This is a genomic window from Staphylococcus sp. MSU001, from assembly GCF_052976705.1.
In genome coordinates, this window is sequence record NZ_JBRIKK010000006.1 from 44675 (window position 1) to 64640 (window position 19966).

Annotated in this window: 17 protein-coding genes, 2 pseudogenes and 1 riboswitch; of the genes and pseudogenes, 12 read left to right on the plus strand and 7 right to left on the minus strand. The window is 31.5% G+C overall.

Annotated features, from left to right (window positions below; translation table 11 throughout):
• Nucleotides 1-28: 28 nt before the first annotated feature.
• The 6 genes and pseudogenes from ACVBFA_RS04050 to queC form a co-directional block, all read right to left on the minus strand.
• Nucleotides 29-466, minus strand: a complete 438-nt coding sequence (locus tag ACVBFA_RS04050) for a DM13 domain-containing protein (RefSeq protein WP_002475954.1) — start codon at nucleotides 464-466, stop codon at nucleotides 29-31.
• 449 nt (nucleotides 467-915) lie between these two features.
• Nucleotides 916-1358: pseudogene (locus ACVBFA_RS04055) on the minus strand (hypothetical protein).
• Between the two features lie 350 nt (nucleotides 1359-1708).
• Entirely contained in the window at nucleotides 1709-2308 is a 600-nt protein-coding gene (locus ACVBFA_RS04060; protein WP_002445900.1) for a hypothetical protein, read from the minus strand.
• A gap of 99 nt (nucleotides 2309-2407) precedes the next feature.
• A complete protein-coding gene (gene queE / locus ACVBFA_RS04065; protein WP_002457623.1) occupies nucleotides 2408-3121 on the minus strand; it encodes a 7-carboxy-7-deazaguanine synthase QueE in 714 nt (237 codons plus the stop codon).
• Nucleotides 3122-3541 (minus strand): 6-carboxytetrahydropterin synthase QueD, encoded by a 420-nt coding sequence (gene queD / locus ACVBFA_RS04070; RefSeq protein WP_126122689.1) that lies wholly within the window; start codon nucleotides 3539-3541, stop codon nucleotides 3122-3124. It abuts the gene before it with no gap.
• Between the two features lie 4 nt (nucleotides 3542-3545).
• Nucleotides 3546-4217 carry a 7-cyano-7-deazaguanine synthase QueC gene (gene queC / locus ACVBFA_RS04075; RefSeq protein WP_126122688.1) on the minus strand — a complete coding sequence of 224 codons (672 nt, stop codon included), beginning with the start codon at nucleotides 4215-4217 and terminating at the stop codon, nucleotides 3546-3548.
• A 130-nt stretch (nucleotides 4218-4347) separates the two neighbouring features.
• Nucleotides 4348-4394: riboswitch (PreQ1 riboswitch) on the minus strand.
• Nucleotides 4395-4512: 118 nt separating this feature from the next.
• Here queC and ACVBFA_RS04080 point away from each other — a divergent pair.
• The 8 genes and pseudogenes from ACVBFA_RS04080 to ACVBFA_RS04115 form a co-directional block, all read left to right on the plus strand.
• Entirely contained in the window at nucleotides 4513-5100 is a 588-nt protein-coding gene (locus tag ACVBFA_RS04080; RefSeq protein ID WP_002487106.1) for an anthranilate synthase component II, read from the plus strand.
• On the plus strand, nucleotides 5090-6241 hold the full coding sequence (locus ACVBFA_RS04085) for a chorismate-binding protein (RefSeq protein WP_002445905.1): 1152 nt from the start codon (nucleotides 5090-5092) through the stop codon (nucleotides 6239-6241). Before ACVBFA_RS04080 ends, ACVBFA_RS04085 begins: the two co-directional genes overlap by 11 nt.
• A gap of 1 nt (nucleotide 6242) precedes the next feature.
• On the plus strand, nucleotides 6243-6851 hold the full coding sequence (locus tag ACVBFA_RS04090) for an aminotransferase class IV (RefSeq protein WP_002490714.1): 609 nt from the start codon (nucleotides 6243-6245) through the stop codon (nucleotides 6849-6851).
• A 48-nt stretch (nucleotides 6852-6899) separates the two neighbouring features.
• Nucleotides 6900-7106: a hypothetical protein gene (locus ACVBFA_RS04095; RefSeq protein WP_001830353.1), complete on the plus strand. Its 207-nt coding sequence runs from the start codon at nucleotides 6900-6902 to the stop codon at nucleotides 7104-7106.
• 18 nt (nucleotides 7107-7124) lie between these two features.
• Complete coding sequence (locus ACVBFA_RS04100) at nucleotides 7125-7856, plus strand: 5-oxoprolinase subunit B family protein (RefSeq protein WP_126122687.1); 732 nt, start codon at nucleotides 7125-7127, stop codon at nucleotides 7854-7856.
• Nucleotides 7844-8848, plus strand: a complete 1005-nt coding sequence (locus tag ACVBFA_RS04105) for a 5-oxoprolinase subunit C family protein (protein ID WP_126122686.1) — start codon at nucleotides 7844-7846, stop codon at nucleotides 8846-8848. The genes ACVBFA_RS04100 and ACVBFA_RS04105 overlap by 13 nt, the downstream gene beginning before the upstream one ends.
• A gap of 508 nt (nucleotides 8849-9356) precedes the next feature.
• Complete coding sequence (ltaS, locus tag ACVBFA_RS04110; RefSeq protein ID WP_126122685.1) at nucleotides 9357-11297, plus strand: polyglycerol-phosphate lipoteichoic acid synthase LtaS; 1941 nt, start codon at nucleotides 9357-9359, stop codon at nucleotides 11295-11297.
• 324 nt (nucleotides 11298-11621) lie between these two features.
• Nucleotides 11622-12172 (plus strand): annotated as a pseudogene (locus ACVBFA_RS04115) (transposase); the annotation flags it as partial.
• A gap of 304 nt (nucleotides 12173-12476) precedes the next feature.
• Here the strand turns inward: ACVBFA_RS04115 and ACVBFA_RS04120 are convergent.
• Nucleotides 12477-13292, minus strand: a complete 816-nt coding sequence (locus tag ACVBFA_RS04120) for a ZIP family metal transporter (protein ID WP_126122497.1) — start codon at nucleotides 13290-13292, stop codon at nucleotides 12477-12479.
• Nucleotides 13293-13413: 121 nt separating this feature from the next.
• Between ACVBFA_RS04120 and ACVBFA_RS04125 the strand changes: the two genes are divergently transcribed.
• From ACVBFA_RS04125 to ACVBFA_RS04140, 4 genes are all read left to right on the plus strand, one after another.
• Nucleotides 13414-15303, plus strand: a complete 1890-nt coding sequence (locus ACVBFA_RS04125) for an ABC-F family ATP-binding cassette domain-containing protein (protein ID WP_185843289.1) — start codon at nucleotides 13414-13416, stop codon at nucleotides 15301-15303.
• Between the two features lie 10 nt (nucleotides 15304-15313).
• Nucleotides 15314-17095 carry a DNA helicase RecQ gene (recQ, locus tag ACVBFA_RS04130; protein ID WP_126122517.1) on the plus strand — a complete coding sequence of 594 codons (1782 nt, stop codon included), beginning with the start codon at nucleotides 15314-15316 and terminating at the stop codon, nucleotides 17093-17095.
• Nucleotides 17096-17294: 199 nt separating this feature from the next.
• Nucleotides 17295-18269, plus strand: a complete 975-nt coding sequence (locus ACVBFA_RS04135) for an ABC transporter ATP-binding protein (protein WP_002486651.1) — start codon at nucleotides 17295-17297, stop codon at nucleotides 18267-18269.
• Nucleotides 18262-19776, plus strand: coding sequence for an ABC transporter permease/substrate-binding protein (locus ACVBFA_RS04140; protein ID WP_237638955.1), 1515 nt, complete (start codon nucleotides 18262-18264; stop codon nucleotides 19774-19776). Before ACVBFA_RS04135 ends, ACVBFA_RS04140 begins: the two co-directional genes overlap by 8 nt.
• Nucleotides 19777-19966: the final 190 nt, after the last annotated feature.

Genomic DNA, 19966 nt, shown 5'->3' on the forward strand with positions numbered 1-19966 from the left:
TTAAAAACGTCTACATTTAATAGCTAAATTATTTTAATTTAGCGCCACCAAAAATGACATGTGCTTTTTCGCAATAAATTGTTACTTCATTGTATTTTTCTAAATCTACATTTTTTAAATCAAAAGTTTGTTTGGATTTATTGTAGTCTACTGTTGAAATCTTTTTACCGGATTTAATATCTCCGTTTTTAGTTAGGTAAACATACAGGTCTGGACCTTTTGAAGATTTGTAATTCTCTAACATAAGTTTGCCATTTTCAATTTTAGCTTTACCTTCTACTTTTTCTCCGTTTTTAGATTCAAAATTACCAGATAATTTTTTCGTTGTGTCTGTTTTTACATTACTTTCTTCTTGTTGTTTATCTTTGTGATTAGCGTGATCACTTTCTGAGTTAGAATTTCCACATGCGCCTAACGTAAGTGATGTAACAATTGCTCCGACTGCTAATAAATATTTTGTATTCATAATGTATTCCTCTTTTCTGTTTTTATTTAAGAATAGTTTAATCGGAATACGTGAACATAACCATTAACTGTTTCTTAACTACATTTAAAAAAGAATTAAATCAAAATGATTTTTATTTATAATTATAAAAATGAAAGAGTTTTATTAGAATGTAATAGGCTTGATAAATAAAAAATGAAATAAATAAAAGAGATAAAATGAAGAAAAGGTGTCAATATTGAAAATTAATATGAATTAACAGTTGGAGGACGAGGGTATTCATTTTGAATTCTTTATCCTAATATGAGTTCGACACAACTTATATAACAAGTGAAATTTCTCAGTGACATTTTCTTATTGAATCAAGTGTTTAAATTGGAAATTGCTATAAAGATATTCTCAATTCTGTATTAGACTGTCTAAAAAATATGCCTAATCCAATCATTTATGACCTAAGCTCAAAAGATGTTTCACTTTATATATTGTCTACAAATAAAAGAGGCTGCGACATAAAGTTCTAGGATAAGTAAATAAAGACAATTTCTATTGAAATAATATAGAAATTGTCTTTTCTATAACTTTTTTGAGTATTCTCAGCTCGTTGAGCTGTTACTTTTATTATATTAAGTGTCATTAGCACAAATCCTAGTTCTCTTTCGAACGGACATACAAGTGGAACCCAAAATAAGCTTCATAAATCCAAAAAAAGCTCCACATCAATTTTTATACCAGAAAATACAGATTGTGTGTAAACATATAGAACTACTTTTAACATCATTTTTGGATAATATGATGTTGCACCTCGATGATGTCTGAATTCAGTCTTGGGAATTTCTACAATATCATTTGTGGGGATAAGAACTGAAGTTTCCATTGGTAGAATAAGTTGATCCATGTTATAATCTTTATACATAAGGCGCCTCGTTAATTTAGTTTAGTGATGTTTATTAAATTATACGAAAGTGCCTTATTTTTTAGAGTATTTCAATGTAAAATTACATATAAATACAAAGTATTTTGGCGAGACTCTTGAGGAAACAGGACAAGCTGAAGACTAAAGGCTGAAGCTGTCCCCTAAGAAAGCGAGCCAACAATACGAAGTATTGTAAATAAAGAAGCCAGTAAATGAATTTATAAAAAACTCATTTACTGGCTATTTTGCTAGGAATTATGTCCCAGCCTCTATCTTATAAATCAATGTAAAGTTTGGATGATGTATCGTATTTTAATGTGAAAGGATTATTTTAACTGTAACAACGATAATTATTTTTTATTTTTTATGAAAAAAACACCTTGCCATAATATAAAACCAATGAGTAAGCTATAAATGATTAAAAAGACATACCAAAAGGGCGTTAAAATCATCGTTGATATGAGAGATAGGATAATAATAATTGTACCTGTTGTCATTGGTCTTTTAATTTTACGAAATAGTGAAAGACGTTCAACTTCGTCTATTTTGAAAGTACCTACAAAAAGTAAAATCGCACCTATTATAAATATCGTGGGTGATAAATATGGGATGGACATATACACCGATTGTGTGCTCGATTTATCAGTAATAAATTGCAATAAGCTTATAACAATAGCTAGTATTATAGCAATAAACTTTTGGTCAGAAATTACAAAAGGATATAGCTTGAAATTTAAATATATTTGTAAAAGTGTCCATATCATAAAGAGTGTGACGGTAAACATCGTAATAAAATTGAATTGATTAATCGCAAAAATATCAATCACGCTATTGATTAAAATAGATAATAATATGGAGCTAAACTTAAGCTGTCTGAAACGATGTCGGTATAAATCGATGCCAAGAATTAGCAAGACGATGGCGATGTTAATTAATATATATATAATCATGTTGAACTCCTATTCGTAATTCTTCATCTCTTCATTATACCAATTAACATTAACTTAATCATTTCATAACACTCAGAAATATTTAACGTATTTTCAATATTAGACGCCTTTTTTATTACTCCATAATAATGTATGTAATTGTGGTAGTACATAGACATGATTCATATCACTACTTTGCATTACACGATCCACTAATTTCTCATATCTTTCAAGTAATTTATCTGTATGTTGGTCAACGTTATCATCAAGATAAGGATTGCCTACTTGTAGATAGAATGGGATGTTAGGATAACGATGATGAATTAATTTTGCAAAATCATAGTCTGCATCGTCAAAAATCACCACTTTCAAATTAAGTGAATGAAATGTACATTGATTTATAACAGAATCTAATACTTCTAGATTAGTTTTCATTCCCGAACTAGGGGGTTTTGGACTAATCGTTAAATCGTCAATTTGTGTCATCCATGATTGGAAACGACTACCTTGTGTCTCTAAAGCTGTATAAATATGTTTCTCTTCAAATAAATCTACTAATTCCTGTATACCTTTGATTAAAGCAGGGTTACCTCCAGATATAGTCACGTGATTAAATCGATGACCACCTATTTCAAGTAACGCTTCATAAATTTCTTCAGCAGTCATTAATTTGATATCTTCTTTAGCACTACCGTCCCAAGTAAATGCAGAATCACACCAGCTACATCTATAATCACAACCAGCTGTTCGCACAAACATTGTTTTTCTTCCTATTACACGACCTTCACCTTGAATTGTTGGTCCGAAAATTTCTAAAACGGGTATTTTAGCCATTTACATTTGATCTTCCTTTGGTCTATAAACTACGTAACTTGAAGGTGTTTCTCTAAGATAAACTTGAACACATTTCGGTTGATTCTCTCTTTGATTTAACTCTTTTTGAACAATGTGGTAAATCGTTTGTGCGACAATTTCTGTTGAGGGACTTTTATCCTTAAAAGCAGGCAAGTCATTAAGCAAATAATGGTCAAATTGTTCGTGAACTAGCTTTTTTAAATCTCTAAAATTAACTAAAAATCCACATTTATCTAGTGTATTGCCAACAATTGTTAAGTTGACGTAATATGTATGACCATGTGTACGAATACATTTTCCTGCTTCTTCAAAGGGAATATAATGTGCAGCAGAAAAGTTAAAATCTTTGTTAAGTTCGAATTGATATGGGTGAGTGACACTTGGATAAATTTGTTGCATTTTCTTATTCTTCTCCTTTATGTTCAAGATAATGTTTTAAACCTCTAGCTCTTAAGTGACATGCTGGACATTCACCACAGCCATCACCAATGATACCGTTATAACATGTTAATGTGTTGTGGCGAATATAATCTAACACACCTAGCTTATCGCTCAGTGCCCATGTCTGTGCTTTGTCTAACCACATTAATGGCGTGTAAATGACAAAGTCTTTATCCATTGAAAGACTTAAAGTTACATTCATAGATTTGATAAAGCTATCTCTACAATCTGGATAACCTGAAAAATCTGTTTCACAAACACCAGTAATAATATGTTTAGCATGAATTTGATAGGCCAACGCGCCAGCAAAAGATAAAAACAATAGATTTCTAGCTGGTACGAAAGTATTAGGAATACCATCATCATTATCTTCAATTTTTAACTCATGTTGTGTAAGTGCATTGGGAGTAAGTTGAGATAGTAATGACATGTCTAAAATATGATGTTTTAAATTTTGTTCTTTTGCAATTTTTTTTGCAACTTCAATTTCTGTATCATGTCGTTGTCCATAATTAAATGTAACGAGTTCAACTTCTTTAAAATGTTTTTTAGCGTAAAATAAACATGTCGTACTATCTTGACCACCACTAAATACGACAAGTGCTTTTTCTTTATTTAAGTCATTTTGCGACATTGATATGACTCCTCATCATTGTGATAATTTTGCATAAAAAAAGTCTATCTCTATAAAAAAGATAGACAGAAATATTAAAGACATATATAGTCTTAACGTTATAATATGAAGAAATTCATTGTTGAAATTTTCATGTCTAGTTTTTTATAGAGGGTTTCGGCTAGGAACCTCTGTTATTATTTTGTACGGAACATAGAATAAACGAAATGCTATATAAAATCAAGTCATGTTCTGTGATAATAGAGGGTAAGAACTATAATAATTAACAATCTTTATCGATAATTGAGGTATGAATATGATTTTAATGATAGATAATCAAGATTCTTTTACATATAACTTAATAGATTATATTAAGGTACAAACTACTGAAGAAGTGAAAATCATTTCTGTAAATGATTTGATGATACAGCATCTCGATGCATTAAATCCGAGAGCGATTGTCATTTCACCTGGACCTGGGAAACCAAGTGATTATCCAATACTATCATCAGTATTAGAAATATTTCATCGTCACGTTCCCATTTTGGGTGTCTGTTTAGGTTTTCAATTAATCATTGAATACTTTGGAGGAAACATTATCCATAATGATAAACCTGTTCATGGACATATTACCAAGATAAGCCATAGCAATGAGGGTATTTTTAAAGGGCTACCATTGTATTTTAACGTAATGCGATACCATTCACTTATGGCTGACCCTTCTACAATATCTAGCGCATTAAAAGTCACAGCGCTGAACAACGAGAATGTTATCATGGCTGTTGCGCATCGTAAGTATCCTATTTATGGTTTACAGTATCATCCCGAATCAATACTAAGTGAATATGGTCACGAACAATTAAATTTATTCTTAACCGAGGTAGGGGTTAAATATGCACATTGAATTTAAGTATCGCTATTATGAGAATGAAAAGGACTATGAAGACTATCAATTAGAAATGGATAACGTTCAAGATTCTAAAATTGCATATCGTCTTGATGAAGTAGGGGATGTCATTCACTTTGCAGAACAAGAACAACGTAACGGAAGTTATGTTGCACTTTATGTTACTTATGAAGCAGCACCTTTTTTTAATAAGGAAATGGTGGTCAATATCGTGGAACAATCCCATATTTTTGCTGCAGCTTATTCATTTAAATCGGTCAATTCGATAAAAAATATAAAAAAAGTAATGTCTACTAAAAATCATATAAAAACTGAAGGATTTTATTTTTGTGAAAGTGATAAAGCGATGATTAACAAGGTCAAATCGATTCATAAAGCCATCATCGAAGGGGCAACGTATCAGGTGAATTACACAACGCGCTTAAAAGCAGAAATTTTCTGTCCTATAAGTCACTTATATCATCAACTTACTATGTCACAAAATGGTAATTATACCGTTTTAATGGACACACCTGATATAAAAGTAGCATCAATATCGCCTGAACTTTTCTTTCAAAAAGGTGACTATAAAGGTAAATCAAATATGATTGTTAGCAAGCCGATGAAAGGAACCATGCCTAGAGGGAAAAATGTTAAAGAAGATGAGCTATATTATAATAATTTAAAAACTTCCTCTAAAGATATGGCAGAGAATGTGATGATTGTAGACTTATTACGTAACGATATTACAAGAATTGCTCAAAGTGGAACTATAGATGTACCTGAACTGTTTTCGATTGAGAAATATGACACAGTTTTCCAAATGACCAGTACAGTTTGTGGCCAATTACAAGATGACATTCAATTAATAGATATGATGCGAGCGCTCTTTCCTTGTGGTTCTATTACAGGTGCACCAAAAATAAATACAATGCAATATATAGCTCAGTTGGAAGACATGCCAAGATCCATTTACTGTGGAACAATTGGCTTATTACTTCCAAACCAAAGGATGATATTTAATATACCTATACGGACAATTGAGTATAATCATGAAGAAGCGGTTTATGGGGTGGGTGCTGGTATAACAATTGATTCAATACCTGAAAATGAAGTTCAAGAATTTCACGATAAAACTAAAATTTTGGAGCGGTTATAATATGCATTTATTTGAAACAATGAAATTGGATAGGGGATTCATTCCTCGGCTTGAATACCATTATCAACGTATTTCAACTTCTAGTGAGCATCTAGGATTTCAATTTGATCATCTATTATGGAAGCAGTTTATTCATAATATAAAAACCTTGCATTCAAAAGGCGTATATCGTTTGAAGGTGACGTTAAACAAAGAAGGGGAACTCAACTATGAGTTATTTCCGATACCCGATAAACCTTTTTTTACCGCACGACTAGTTCAACAAAAAAAGAATATTGATAAAGTAATCATAACTAATAAAACAACAGAACGTGATTATTTAACACATAATCATTTCACAGATTTAATACTGATCTATGATGAAGAAGGTAAAATTTTAGAGTTTGACATTGGCAACGTAATGATACAAGAAAGAGATAAATTGTATACACCAACATATAAAGAAGACATGCTCCCCGGCTGTATGAGACAATCTCTTATTGATCAAGGGGAAGTTATAGAAAAAGATTTTTATATCGAAGAATTTAAAGAAAAAATCAAATCGAGTCAAATCAACGTCTATTTAATCAATAGCTTAAGAGAGGTTGTCGGTGTTAAAGTATATGTATAATATATTTATGAAAAAGAATTTTAATGATAAAAAATAATGAGGTAGCCTATGACATTATTATGGTTAGCTATATTAATACTTCTTACTGTATTAGGTAAAAAGATGTCAAACCAAGCCATTAAAAACAATCAAGTGCTTATTGCTAAGTTAATAGCTACTATAACTACATTTTGTGCGTTTGTGTTGGTTTATTTGCTTATGCAATCTATAATGCCACATATTATTAAATTGATGAATGTGTTTTATCATCATTAATTTTGACGAGGTGATATTATGAAAATATATAGTCAAGGCGACCAAGCCATTGTTGTTTCAATAGAGAAAAATGTATCTCAAAGACTGACAGAGGATTTACTTTCATTGAGAGCATATTTAATTGATAAATCATATCCATTTATTACTGAAATTGTAGCTACAGAATCTGACCTAATGATTTGCTATGACGCAAGAGATATGATTAAACATCACCATATTCAGTCACCATTTTTATATATGAAAGCTTTAATTGATTCTATAAAATTAGAAATTAGACATCATCGGCAACAACTTCAAGCGAGATATATTCAAAAACAACAATCTGTTAATATTCCAGTTATATATGGCGGAGAATTTGGGCCTGATTTACAACATTTGTTAAAACATCTTAAACTCAAATTAGAGGATTTTGTAAAACTACACACTCAAGAAAAATATTTTGTATCAATGATGGGGTATTCACCAGGATTTCCGTATCTTACCGGAATGAATAAAAAATTACATGTGAACCACACAAGTAAAAAGAAAAAATTCATCCCTTGTGGATCAGTTATTATTGAAGGGAAAAAATGTGGAATAGTGACTACTGATACATATAATGATTGGTTAGTTATAGGATATACACCAGTTCAACTTTTCTTTCCTGAGCAACAAAACTTTACATTATTAAAGCTAGGAGACAATGTCACATTTGAGTCTAAAGATATCAATGAAATAGAACTAGGAGATTATAAAACATGTCAATCATAATTGAAAATAGTGGTCTATTTAGTAGCTTTCAAGATTTTGGCAGAAAGGGATATGAACATGAAGGTGTCATCCCTAGTGGTGCACTAGATGAATTAGCACATGAAATAGCCAACCGTCTGGTTGCAAATGACAAGAATGAAGCAACACTTGAAATGACTCAAAAAATGGCAACAATTCGCTTCACTGAGCCGGCACTAATAGCTTTAACAGGTGGTAATTTTAAAGCTGAAACTGAACATATGAAAATTTATCCTAATAAATTATATCTCATCAATGAAGGTGAGACATTGAAATTTAATGAAACCAGTCGTACATCACGCGTTTATCTAGCAGTTGGTGGCGGTTTTAAACTAGAAAAATGGCTTCATTCAGCATCTACAGATTTTAATGTGGAGATTGGTGGTTTTAAGGGAAGAAAGCTTAAAAAAGGTGATGAAATAGAATTAAAACACCATTATTCTCAACGACATCTTAAGCTATTTGAAAACTTATCTGACAAACGTACAACTGATTGGGGAATTGATGGTTACGCATTGTCTTTTAATTATGTTTCAGATGTTTTTCATGTGATTAGAAATAAGGGAACGGAAGATTTTAAAAAAGAGGCGACGCGTCGTTTTACAACGGCTGAATATAGTGTGTCTAGTAAAACAAATAGAGTAGGTATGGTGCTTGATGGACCCCAAATCAAAGCATACTATGATGATATGCCGGCTCATCAATCAGTAAAAAGAGGAACCATTCAAGTTAAGAGAGATGGCACACCGATTGTATTATTAAACGATCATTATACATTAGGGAGTTATCCTCAAATAGGTACAATCGCAAGCTATCATCTAACAAAATTAGCACAAAAACCACAAGGCTCAAAATTGAAATTTCAATTTATAGATATCGAAACTGCAGAAAAAAACTTAATAAAGTATAGCAATTGGTTAAATCAATTGTTCCATGGTATTGAACATCGTATGCAATTAGAAATGTTAAAGTGACGTATAACTATGGAATTGTTTTCCCATAAATAAAAAAGAAGTAGTCTTGTGCACGTACATCAGATTTGGAACTTAAATTGAATCGTCCTGGAGACTGATGAACATAAGAAATACTGAGTTTATAATGAATCATTATATATGTAAAAGAACTCAATTATTTAAAATTTTAATAGCACTTTTATGTTGACAATTTACCTGTATAGCGTGCTTTTACTTGATATTTAAGACATAATACTATATATTTATAAATTGAACTATGTATTTTTATTACAATAAGATTACAAACATTTAAAAATCTTAATAAAAAGTTAACAACTACATAGTCTAAACAATGACGTATTCGCATTTACGATTTATATCAAATTTTTAAATTTATAAATAGAAATAATCGATTTAATCAAATGAATATAAAGTAATTTAAGCAGATAGTTATAATTTGAATTAACTGAAGGTAAAGTGAATCATTTAATGTAAAAATGATTCATTACTAAAAACGGAGGAAACAAACATGAGTTTACCCAAGAAGAAAATAGGAATTTTTACGTTCTTCTTATTAACGGTATTCACCATTACTTTGAAGACATATTTTTCATATTATGTTGACTTTTCTTTAGGTGTCAAGGGTTTAGTACAAAACTTAATATTGCTTATGAATCCTTATAGTTTGATTGCACTTGTACTAAGTGTTTTCCTATTTTTTAAAGGTAAGAAGGCATTTTGGTTCATCTTTATTGGAGGATTTTTACTTACGTTTCTACTTTACGCAAACGTTGTGTACTTCAGATTTTTCTCAGATTTCTTAACTTTTAGTACACTAAACCAGGCAGGCAACGTTGAATCAATGGGTGGTGCAGTAAGTGCTTCTTTCAAATGGTATGACTTTGTCTATTTCATTGATACTATTATCTATCTTGTCATTTTAATATTTAAACGTAAATGGTTAGATAATAGAGCATTCAGTAAAAAATTTGTACCCGTTGTGATGGCTACGTCAGTAGCATTATTTTTCTTAAATTTAGCGTTTGCAGAAACAGATCGTCCCGAATTATTAACAAGAACTTTTGATCATAAATATCTTGTGAAATACTTAGGACCATATAACTTCACTGTTTATGATGGTGTAAAAACAATCGAAAATAATCAGCAAAAAGCACTAGCTTCTGAAGACGACTTAACTAAAGTGTTGAATTACACTAAGCAGAAACGTACTGAACCTAATCCTGAATATTATGGTGCAGCGAAAAAGAAAAATATAATTAAAATTCACCTTGAAAGTTTCCAGACTTTCTTAATCAATAAAAAGGTAAATGGTAAAGAGGTTACACCGTTTTTAAATAAATTATCTAGTGGTAACCAAGATTTTACGTATTTCCCAAACTTTTTCCATCAAACAGGACAAGGTAAAACATCTGACTCAGAGTTTACAATGGACAACAGTTTATATGGCTTGCCGCAAGGATCAGCCTATTCACTGAAAGGAGATAATACGTATCAATCATTACCTGCTATACTAGATCAAAAGCAAGGTTATACATCTAATGTAATGCATGGTGACTACAAAACATTTTGGAATCGAGATCAAGTTTATAAACATTTCGGTATTGACAATTTCTATGATGCCACTTACTATGACATGTCTGACGACAATATTGTTAATCTTGGTTTAAAAGATAAACCATTCTTTAAAGCATCAGCAGATTATCAATCTAAAATGAAAAAGCCGTTTTATTCACACTTAATTACTTTAACTAACCACTATCCTTTCACATTAGATGAAGAGGATGCTTCTATTGATAAACCTAATACTGGTGACTCAACAGTAGACGGTTATATACAAACGGCACACTATCTTGACCAAGCTTTAGAGGAATATATTACTGATCTTAAGAAAAAAGGTCTATATGATAATTCAGTCATTATGATTTATGGAGACCATTATGGTATTTCAGAAAATCATAATAATGCTATGGAAAAATTATTAGGTGAGAAGATTACACCAGCTAAATTTACAGATTTAAACCGCACTGGTTTCTGGTTAAAAGTTCCAGGTAAATCAGGAGGCGTAAATAAAGAGTATGCTGGGCAAATGGATGTTATGCCTACATTACTACATCTTGTTGGTATTGATAGCAAGAATTACCTAATGTTTGGCTCTGACATGTTCTCTAAACAACACAATAGCGTAGTACCATTTAGAAATGGTGATTTTATCACTGAAGATTATAAGTATGTGAATGGTAAAATTTACTCAAATAAAGATAATGAATTGCTTACTGAAAAACCTAAAGACTTCGATAAAAATAAAAAGCAAGTAGAGAAAGATCTTGAAATGAGTGACAGTGTGTTGAATGGTGACTTGTTCAGATTCTACAAAAATCCTGACTTTAAAAAAGTAAATCCTAGTAAATATGAATATAAATCAGGTCCAAAAGGGAACGAAAAAAAATAGTTTTTCAGTGAGTTGAAATTGTTAAGTGGTTGAGACATAATTCCTAGCAAAATAGCCAGTAAATGAGTTTTTATAAATTCATTTACTGGCTTCTTTATTTATAATACTTTGTATTTATATGTAATTTTTCATTGAAATACTAAAAAATAAGGCCCTTTCGTATAATTTAATAAATACCAATAAACTAAATTAACGAGATGCCTTATGTATCAAGATTATAACAAGACTCAACATACTCTACCAATGGAAACTTCAGTTCTTATCCCAACAAATGATATTTCACGAGATGTAAATAATACTGTAGAAACAATTCCCGAGACTGAATTCGATGAATTTATTTGTCTGAACAATAAAAGACTAGGATTTAAAAGATTTGACTATCGTCATGATAAATATGGTTTTAAACGAGACTTTAAATTATATGAATGTGATGATTGTTCAGAATGTCCTCTGAAACACCAATTTATTAACTTCAATTCAAAAACAAATAAAAAAATAATGAAGAATTATAATTGGGAATATTTTGAAGCCCAAACTAATAAAAAGGTTTCAGAACCAAAAACTATCTACAGTCAAAGAAAAATTGTTGTGGAGTGTTTTTGGATTTATGAAGGCTATTTTGGGCTTTACTCGAATGTCCGTTCGAGGGATAAATAAATTCAAAAAAGAACTAGGATTTGTGCTAATGTCACTTAATATAATAAAAGTAAAAGCTCAACGAGCTGAAAATAATCAAAAAAAATTATAAAAAAGACAATTTCTATATTATTTCAATAGAAATTGTCTTTATTGACTTATCCTGGAACTTTATGTGCTGGGCTCTTGTTTTTATATTAATCTTTTTATTAATCATTTTGAAATTAGAATATCTTTAAGAGTGACTTCAGTATTTAATATATCTTTGTATAAATAAAGTAACTTTGAAACTTTGAATGAAACACCTTTTTCAGAAAAAACATTAATATCAACTTTTAACTTTATAAGTATGTCTTATTTATATTGGAATTAATTGAAGTCATTTGTTTTAGTAACTATAAAACAAAATTTTAAATTTTTATTACGATTAACGTTAAGAACAATGAAGTTCTCTGATTATAAATGATTGGGTTACAAGGCTAAATATAAAGTAAAGCAATATAGTTGATTAATCTATTATGATTCTTTTTTAAATGCTATAAATTATCCAAGTGCAACGTCAAGAATCATCATAATTGTAAAACCAAGCATTAGACTTAAAGTTGCCAAATCAGTGTTGTTACTTGATTGAGAATCAGGTATCAGTTCTTCAACAACAACGAAAATCATGGCACCTGCAGCAAACGCCAGTGCATAAGGCAATATAGGGTTTACCACTAAAATTGCTGCAGCACCGATAGTAGCGAAAATAGGCTCAACAATTGCTGAAGCTTGTCCATAATTAAATGCTTTCCAACGTGTTGCACCTGCAGCACGGATTGGCATCGATAGTGCTGCACCTTCAGGAATATTCTGTATGCCGATACCTATCGCTAGACCAATCGCACCTAAAAATGTAGCGTGACTGTTGCCAGATACAACACCACCGAATGCAACTCCGATAGATAGTCCTTCAGGTATGTTGTGAAGTGTGATAGCTAACACAAGTAATGCATTTTTTCCAAGAGAGGTAGGCATACCCTCTTGTTGTTGGTTTTTATCTTGGGCATTTTTGTGAATATGGGGAATAATATAATCTAGAATCCTGATAAAAACACCACCGAGAATAAAACCTATTGCTGCAGGAAGCCATGGCATAGCGCTATTTTCACTTGATTCAATTGCGGGTTGTAATAATGACCAAAAACTTGCTGCTATCATGATTCCAGCTGCAAAACCTTGCATCGAATTTAAGACTTTATCATTCACTTTCTTAAATATAAAAACTGCTGCCGCACCCAAAGCAGTTAGTAACCACGTGATTATTCCGGCTATAAGCGCCTGAATGTAGGGTGGTGCGTTTTGGAATAAATCTGACATATCTAAGTCTCCTTATATCTTTTGAATCTAAAAAGGTGTATAATATATAGAACTGAATTTAGCTTAACAAAATTTTTTTGAAAATTCGATAGTTGACAATTTCCAGTATTTGAAAAGGAAGATAAGCATGGAAGCATACAAAATTGAACATTTAAATAAATCCTATGCAGATAAAGAAATTTTTAATGATCTTAACCTATCTATATCTGAGCATGAAAGAATTGGATTAGTAGGTATTAATGGAACAGGTAAAAGTACACTATTAAAAGTCATTGGTGGTCTAGACGAAGATTTTACTGCAGATATTACCCACCCTAATCAATATCGCATTCGTTATTCCTCTCAAAAACAAGACCTCAATGGTCATATGACTGTGTTCGAAGCTGTTTTAAGTTCGGATACCCCTACATTAAGAATTATAAAAAAATATGAAGAAGCGGTTAATCGCTATGCGTTAGATCAAAGTGACTCTAATTTTAATAAAATGATGGAAGCACAAGAAGAAATGGATCAAAAGGATGCATGGGATTATAATGCAGAAATTAAAACGATTTTATCTAAACTAGGGATTCACGATACAACTAAGAAAATAGTTGAACTTTCGGGTGGTCAACAAAAAAGAGTTGTATTGGCTAAAACTCTAATAGAGCAACCGGATTTACTTTTGCTAGATGAACCGACGAACCATCTTGACTTTGAATCCATCCGTTGGCTTATTAATTATGTTAAGCAATATCCGCATACAGTTTTATTTGTAACACATGATCGCTACTTTTTAAATGAAGTATCGACGCGAATTATTGAACTGGACAGAGGGAAGTTAAAAACATATCCAGGTAATTATGAAGATTACATAGTAATGCGTGCAGAAAATGAATTAGTAGAACAAAAGCAACAAGAAAAACAAAAAGCATTGTATAAACAAGAGCTAGCATGGATGCGAGCAGGAGCAAAGGCAAGAACTACTAAACAACAGGCACGTATCAATAGATTTAATCAACTGGAATCAGATGTTAAGACGCAACATACACAAGATAAGGGTGAACTTAATCTTGCATATTCAAGGTTAGGTAAACAAGTATATGAGTTAAAGAATTTATCAAAATCAATTAATAATAAAGTTTTATTTGAAGGTGTCACTGAAATTATTCAAAGTGGTAGACGTATAGGTATTGTAGGACCTAATGGAGCGGGGAAAACAACATTACTTAATATTTTAAGTAATGAAGATCAGGACTATGAGGGTGATCTCAAAATTGGTCAGACTGTTAAGGTTGCTTATTTTAAGCAAACCGAAGAGACACTTGAACGTGATATTAGAGTGATTGACTATCTAAGAGAAGAAAGTGAAATGGCTAAAGAAAAAGATGGTACCTCAATTTCAGTTACACAATTGTTAGAAAGATTTTTATTTCCGAGCGCTACACACGGTAAAAAAGTTTATAAACTTTCAGGTGGAGAACAAAAGCGCCTGTATTTATTGCGTTTACTTGTTCATAAACCTAATGTACTCCTTTTAGATGAACCGACTAATGATTTAGATACTGAAACACTTACGATTTTAGAAGATTACATTGATGATTTTGGTGGTTCTGTTATTACGGTCAGTCATGATCGTTATTTCTTAAATAAAGTGGTACAAGAATATTGGTTTATTCATGATGGTAAAATCGAAAAAATTATTGGATCATTTGAAGATTATGAATCTTTTAAAAAGGAACATGAACGCCAAGCCATGTTATCTAAACAAACTGAACAACAAAATAAATATAAGCATCAACCAAAAAAGAAAACAGGACTTTCCTATAAAGAGAAGTTAGAATACGAAACAATTATGACGCGTATAGAAATGACTGAAACGCGTTTAGAAGAGCTTGAACAAGAAATGATTAATGCAAGTGATAATTATGCAAGAATCAAAGAACTTAATGAGGAAAAAGAGCAACTTGAAGCAACTTATGAAGCAGACATCACGAGATGGAGTGAGCTTGAAAAAATTAAAGAACAATAAGGGGAATGTAATCATGCAAGAGACTTTATCGCATTATTTTGGTTATAAGTCATTTCGACCAGGACAAGAAGAAATTATAACTAAAATATTAAATCATCAGCATACACTGGGTGTACTACCTACCGGTGGCGGTAAATCGATATGCTATCAAGTACCGGGTTTAATGCAGGGTGGCACAACTATTGTTATAAGTCCACTTATTTCTTTGATGAAAGACCAAGTTGATCAACTACAAGCAATGGGAATTCAAGCTGCATATTTGAATAGTAGTTTGACTCATAAACAACAAAAAAAGATTGAAGAGCGAATAAAGCGTGGCGCCATTCAGTTTTTATATGTAGCTCCAGAACGCTTTGAAAATACATTTTTTCTAAATTTATTACGTAAAATAAAAATACCCCTTATCGCTTTTGATGAAGCACACTGTATATCGAAGTGGGGACATGATTTTAGACCTAGTTACCAAAGTGTCATACAAAAAGTTTTTACATTACCTCAAAACTTCACAATAGTTGCACTTACAGCTACGGCAACTGCTGAAGTTCAACAAGATATCATGTCTAAGTTATCAATTGGACAAAATGATGTTGTCAAAACAAGTACTAAAAGACGCAATTTAATCTTCAAAGTCAATCCGACTTATCAGCGCCAAAAATTTGTTTTGGATTATGTTGCAAATCATGAAGGGCAGGCAGGAATCATTTATTGTTCCACTCGTAAGCAGGTTGAAGAATTACACGAAGCTCTAAATAGTGAAAAAATTAAGAGCACAATTTATCATGCTGGTTTAACGAATAAAGAGAGAATTGAGGCGCAAAATGATTTCTTGTATGATCGTGTAGAGGTTGTCATTGCGACAAATGCATTTGGTATGGGTATTGATAAATCGAATGTACGTTATGTCATTCACTATAACATGCCTGGAGATTTGGAATCTTACTATCAGGAAGCTGGACGTGCGGGACGTGATGGTTTAAAAAGTGAATGCATCCTTTTGTTTAGTGAACGAGATAAGGGATTACATGAGTATTTTATTACTGTATCCCAAGCTGATGATGACTATAAAGATAAAATGGGCGAAAAATTAACAAAAATGATTCAATATACCAAAACGAAAAAGTGTTTAGAAGCGACAATTGTTCATTATTTTGAACCCAATGAAAATCTAGAGGAATGCAATCAATGCAGTAATTGTATACAGGAAAATAAAACGTATGATATGACACGTGAAGCTAAAATGATTATTAGCTGTATTGCTCGAATGAAGCAACAGGAAAGTTATAGTGTTATTATACAAGTTTTACGTGGAGAAGTGACAGATTATATAAAACACCATCATTATAATGAATTAACGACACATGGATTGATGAAAAATTACACAACATCTGAGTTATCACACTTAATTGATGAGTTACGTTTCAAAGGATATTTAAATGAAAATGATGAAATTCTTATGTGTGATACATCCGTGAAGCAATTACTAAATAATCATACCAAGGTTTATACCACTCCGTTTAAACAAAAAACTAAAGAGAAGGTATTTATCAACACTGTTGAAGGTGTGGATAGAGCGTTATATCGTGAGCTTGTTGATGTACGTAAACAGCTAAGTGATACACTTGGAATAGCACCTGTAAGTATATTTTCTGATTACACACTCGAAGAATTTGCTAAGCGTAAACCTGAATCGAAACAAGAAATGATTGCTATTGATGGTGTAGGAAGTTATAAATTAAAGCATTATTGTCCTAAGTTTATCGAAACCATACAAAGCTATAAAACTAGTATATAAATGATTAAACGACGAGATCTCCTATCTTTTGATTTCGTCGTTTTTTAATTATATGAAGTTAGATTTTAAGTATTAATAATACTTTTTGTTAATTTGGATTTTGAAATACAATAAATGTTAATTTTCAATTAAAAATGATTTAATAGGGAATATAGATTAAAATGGTCTACTATTTTGTAGAGGGAATGAAGGTGAAAAAGTGATTAAATTTAAAAATGTCACAAAGCGATATGGTAATAATATTGCTGTAGATAATGTAAGTTTTAATATTAAAGAAGGAGAATTTTTTGTGTTAATTGGTCCTTCAGGTTGTGGTAAGACAACAACACTTAAAATGATCAATCGTTTAATTCCTTTAAGCGAAGGTTACATATATTTTAAAGATAAACCAATTAGTGATTATCCAGTTTACGAAATGCGTTGGGATATTGGATATGTACTACAACAAATTGCATTATTTCCTCATATGACCATCAAAGAAAACATTGCACAAGTACCCCAAATGAAAAAGTGGAAAGATAACGATATTAATTTACGTGTGGATGAATTATTGACTATGGTAGGTTTAAACCCTGAGCAATTTAAAAATAGAAAACCTGATGAACTATCGGGTGGACAACGACAAAGGGTTGGTGTAGTGCGAGCATTAGCTGCAGATCCTCCCGTTATTATCATGGATGAGCCTTTTAGTGCGCTTGACCCAATTAGCAGAGAGAAGTTGCAGGACGATTTAATTGACTTACAAACGCAAATTAAGAAAACAATAGTTTTTGTAACGCATGATATCCAAGAAGCGATGAAACTAGGTGACAGAATTTGTTTACTTAATGAAGGCCATGTTGAACAAATTGATACACCTGAAGGTTTTAGAACGCGACCTAAAAGTGATTTTGTAAAGCAATTCATGGGTAGTCATTTGGATACAACGCATAATATTGTGAATCAAGTGAAGATTAAAGATTTAGGAATTAATCGACCTGTAGATGACAACACAAGCGTTATTCATTATCCTGAAGTAGATGCTGAGTTGTACTTAAATAATATTTATGAAGATTTGTCTCATTATGATGCAGTTGTGGTCAACGATAAAGAACAACATCGTCGATATTTGTTAAATAGAGAAGATGTGTTTACTTATTTATCTCTCAATAAGGAGGATGCGACACATGAATGAGTTCTTTGCGACATTAAGTGATAGAAAAGGACAGCTATTTTCTACTATAATTGAACACATTCAACTTTCTTTTATAGCCCTTTTCATTGCAACTCTTATAGCAGTACCACTTGCAATTTTGCTTACTAAAACAAAAAAACTTTCAGAAATCGTCATGAATATTGCAGCTGTTCTACAAACAATTCCATCACTGGCACTACTTGGTTTGATGATACCAATTTTCGGAATTGGGAGACTTCCGGCAATTATCGCCTTAGTTGTATATGCGTTACTTCCTATTCTACGTAATACATACACAGGTATTAAGGAGGTCGATCCCTCTCTTATTGAAGCGGCTAAAGGTATTGGGATGAAACCACTTAGAAGATTGACCAAAGTCGAACTCCCTATTGCAATGCCTGTCATCATGGCAGGAATACGCACAGCTATGGTATTAATCATTGGTACTGCTACACTCGCAGCTTTAATAGGCGCTGGTGGTCTAGGAGATTTAATATTATTAGGCATAGATCGTAACAATAGTGCACTCATTTTAATAGGTGCTATTCCAGCTGCACTTCTAGCTATTATTTTTGACTTTATTTTAAGATACATGGAACGTTTATCATATAAAAAATTGCTCATTTCTTTAGGGACAATTGTAATTGTGATTATCATAGCTATTGCTATACCTATGGCAGCTCAAAAAGGTGATAAAATCACATTCGCAGGTAAGCTGGGATCAGAACCGTCAATTATTACTAATATGTATAAAATACTTATCGAAGAAGACACAGATGATACTGTAGAAGTCAAAGATGGCATGGGTAAAACATCATTCTTATTTAATGCGCTTAAGTCAGATGAAATTGATGGTTATTTAGAATTTACAGGTACCGTATTAGGTGAATTAACGAAAGAAGATTTAAAGTCTAAAAAAGAGAAAGACGTATATCAACAAGCAAAGTCTAGTTTAGAAAAAAAATATCATATGACAATGCTTAAACCGATGAAATATAATAATACGTATGCATTAGCTGTAAAACGAGACTTTGCGGAAAAACATCAAATTAAAACAATAGGTGATTTACGCAAGGTGGAAGATAAACTTAAACCAGGTTTTACATTGGAATTTAATGATAGACCAGATGGATACAAAGCTGTTAAAAAAACGTACCATCTTAATCTTTCTAATGTTAAAACTATGGAACCTAAATTACGTTATACTGCAGTTAAAAAGGGAGATATTAATCTCATAGACGCATATTCTACTGATGCTGAATTAAAACAATATAACATGGTAGTATTAAAAGATGATCAACATGTATTTCCTCCATACCAAGGAGCACCGCTATTTAAAGAAAAATATTTAAATGACCATCCTGAAGTTAAAAAACCACTCAATAAATTGGCGAATAGAATTACAGATGAAGAAATGCAAGAAATGAACTATAAGGTAACAGTGAAGAAAGAGGATCCTTATAAAGTAGCAAGAGAATACTTAGAAAAAGAAAAATTAATAAAATAAAATTGTGCGTTTCTAGATTGATTTGATAGCTATTCGATGTACCATTTAAACATCGAATAGCTATTTATAATTTAACTATTTCAACTGATATAGCGAATTTAAAATGTAATCTTAGAAGTGTGATTGATTTTAAGGTATGAGTTTGTTTATAATAGGTACTAAGTTTTTTAAAATTTCAGTCAATTTAAGG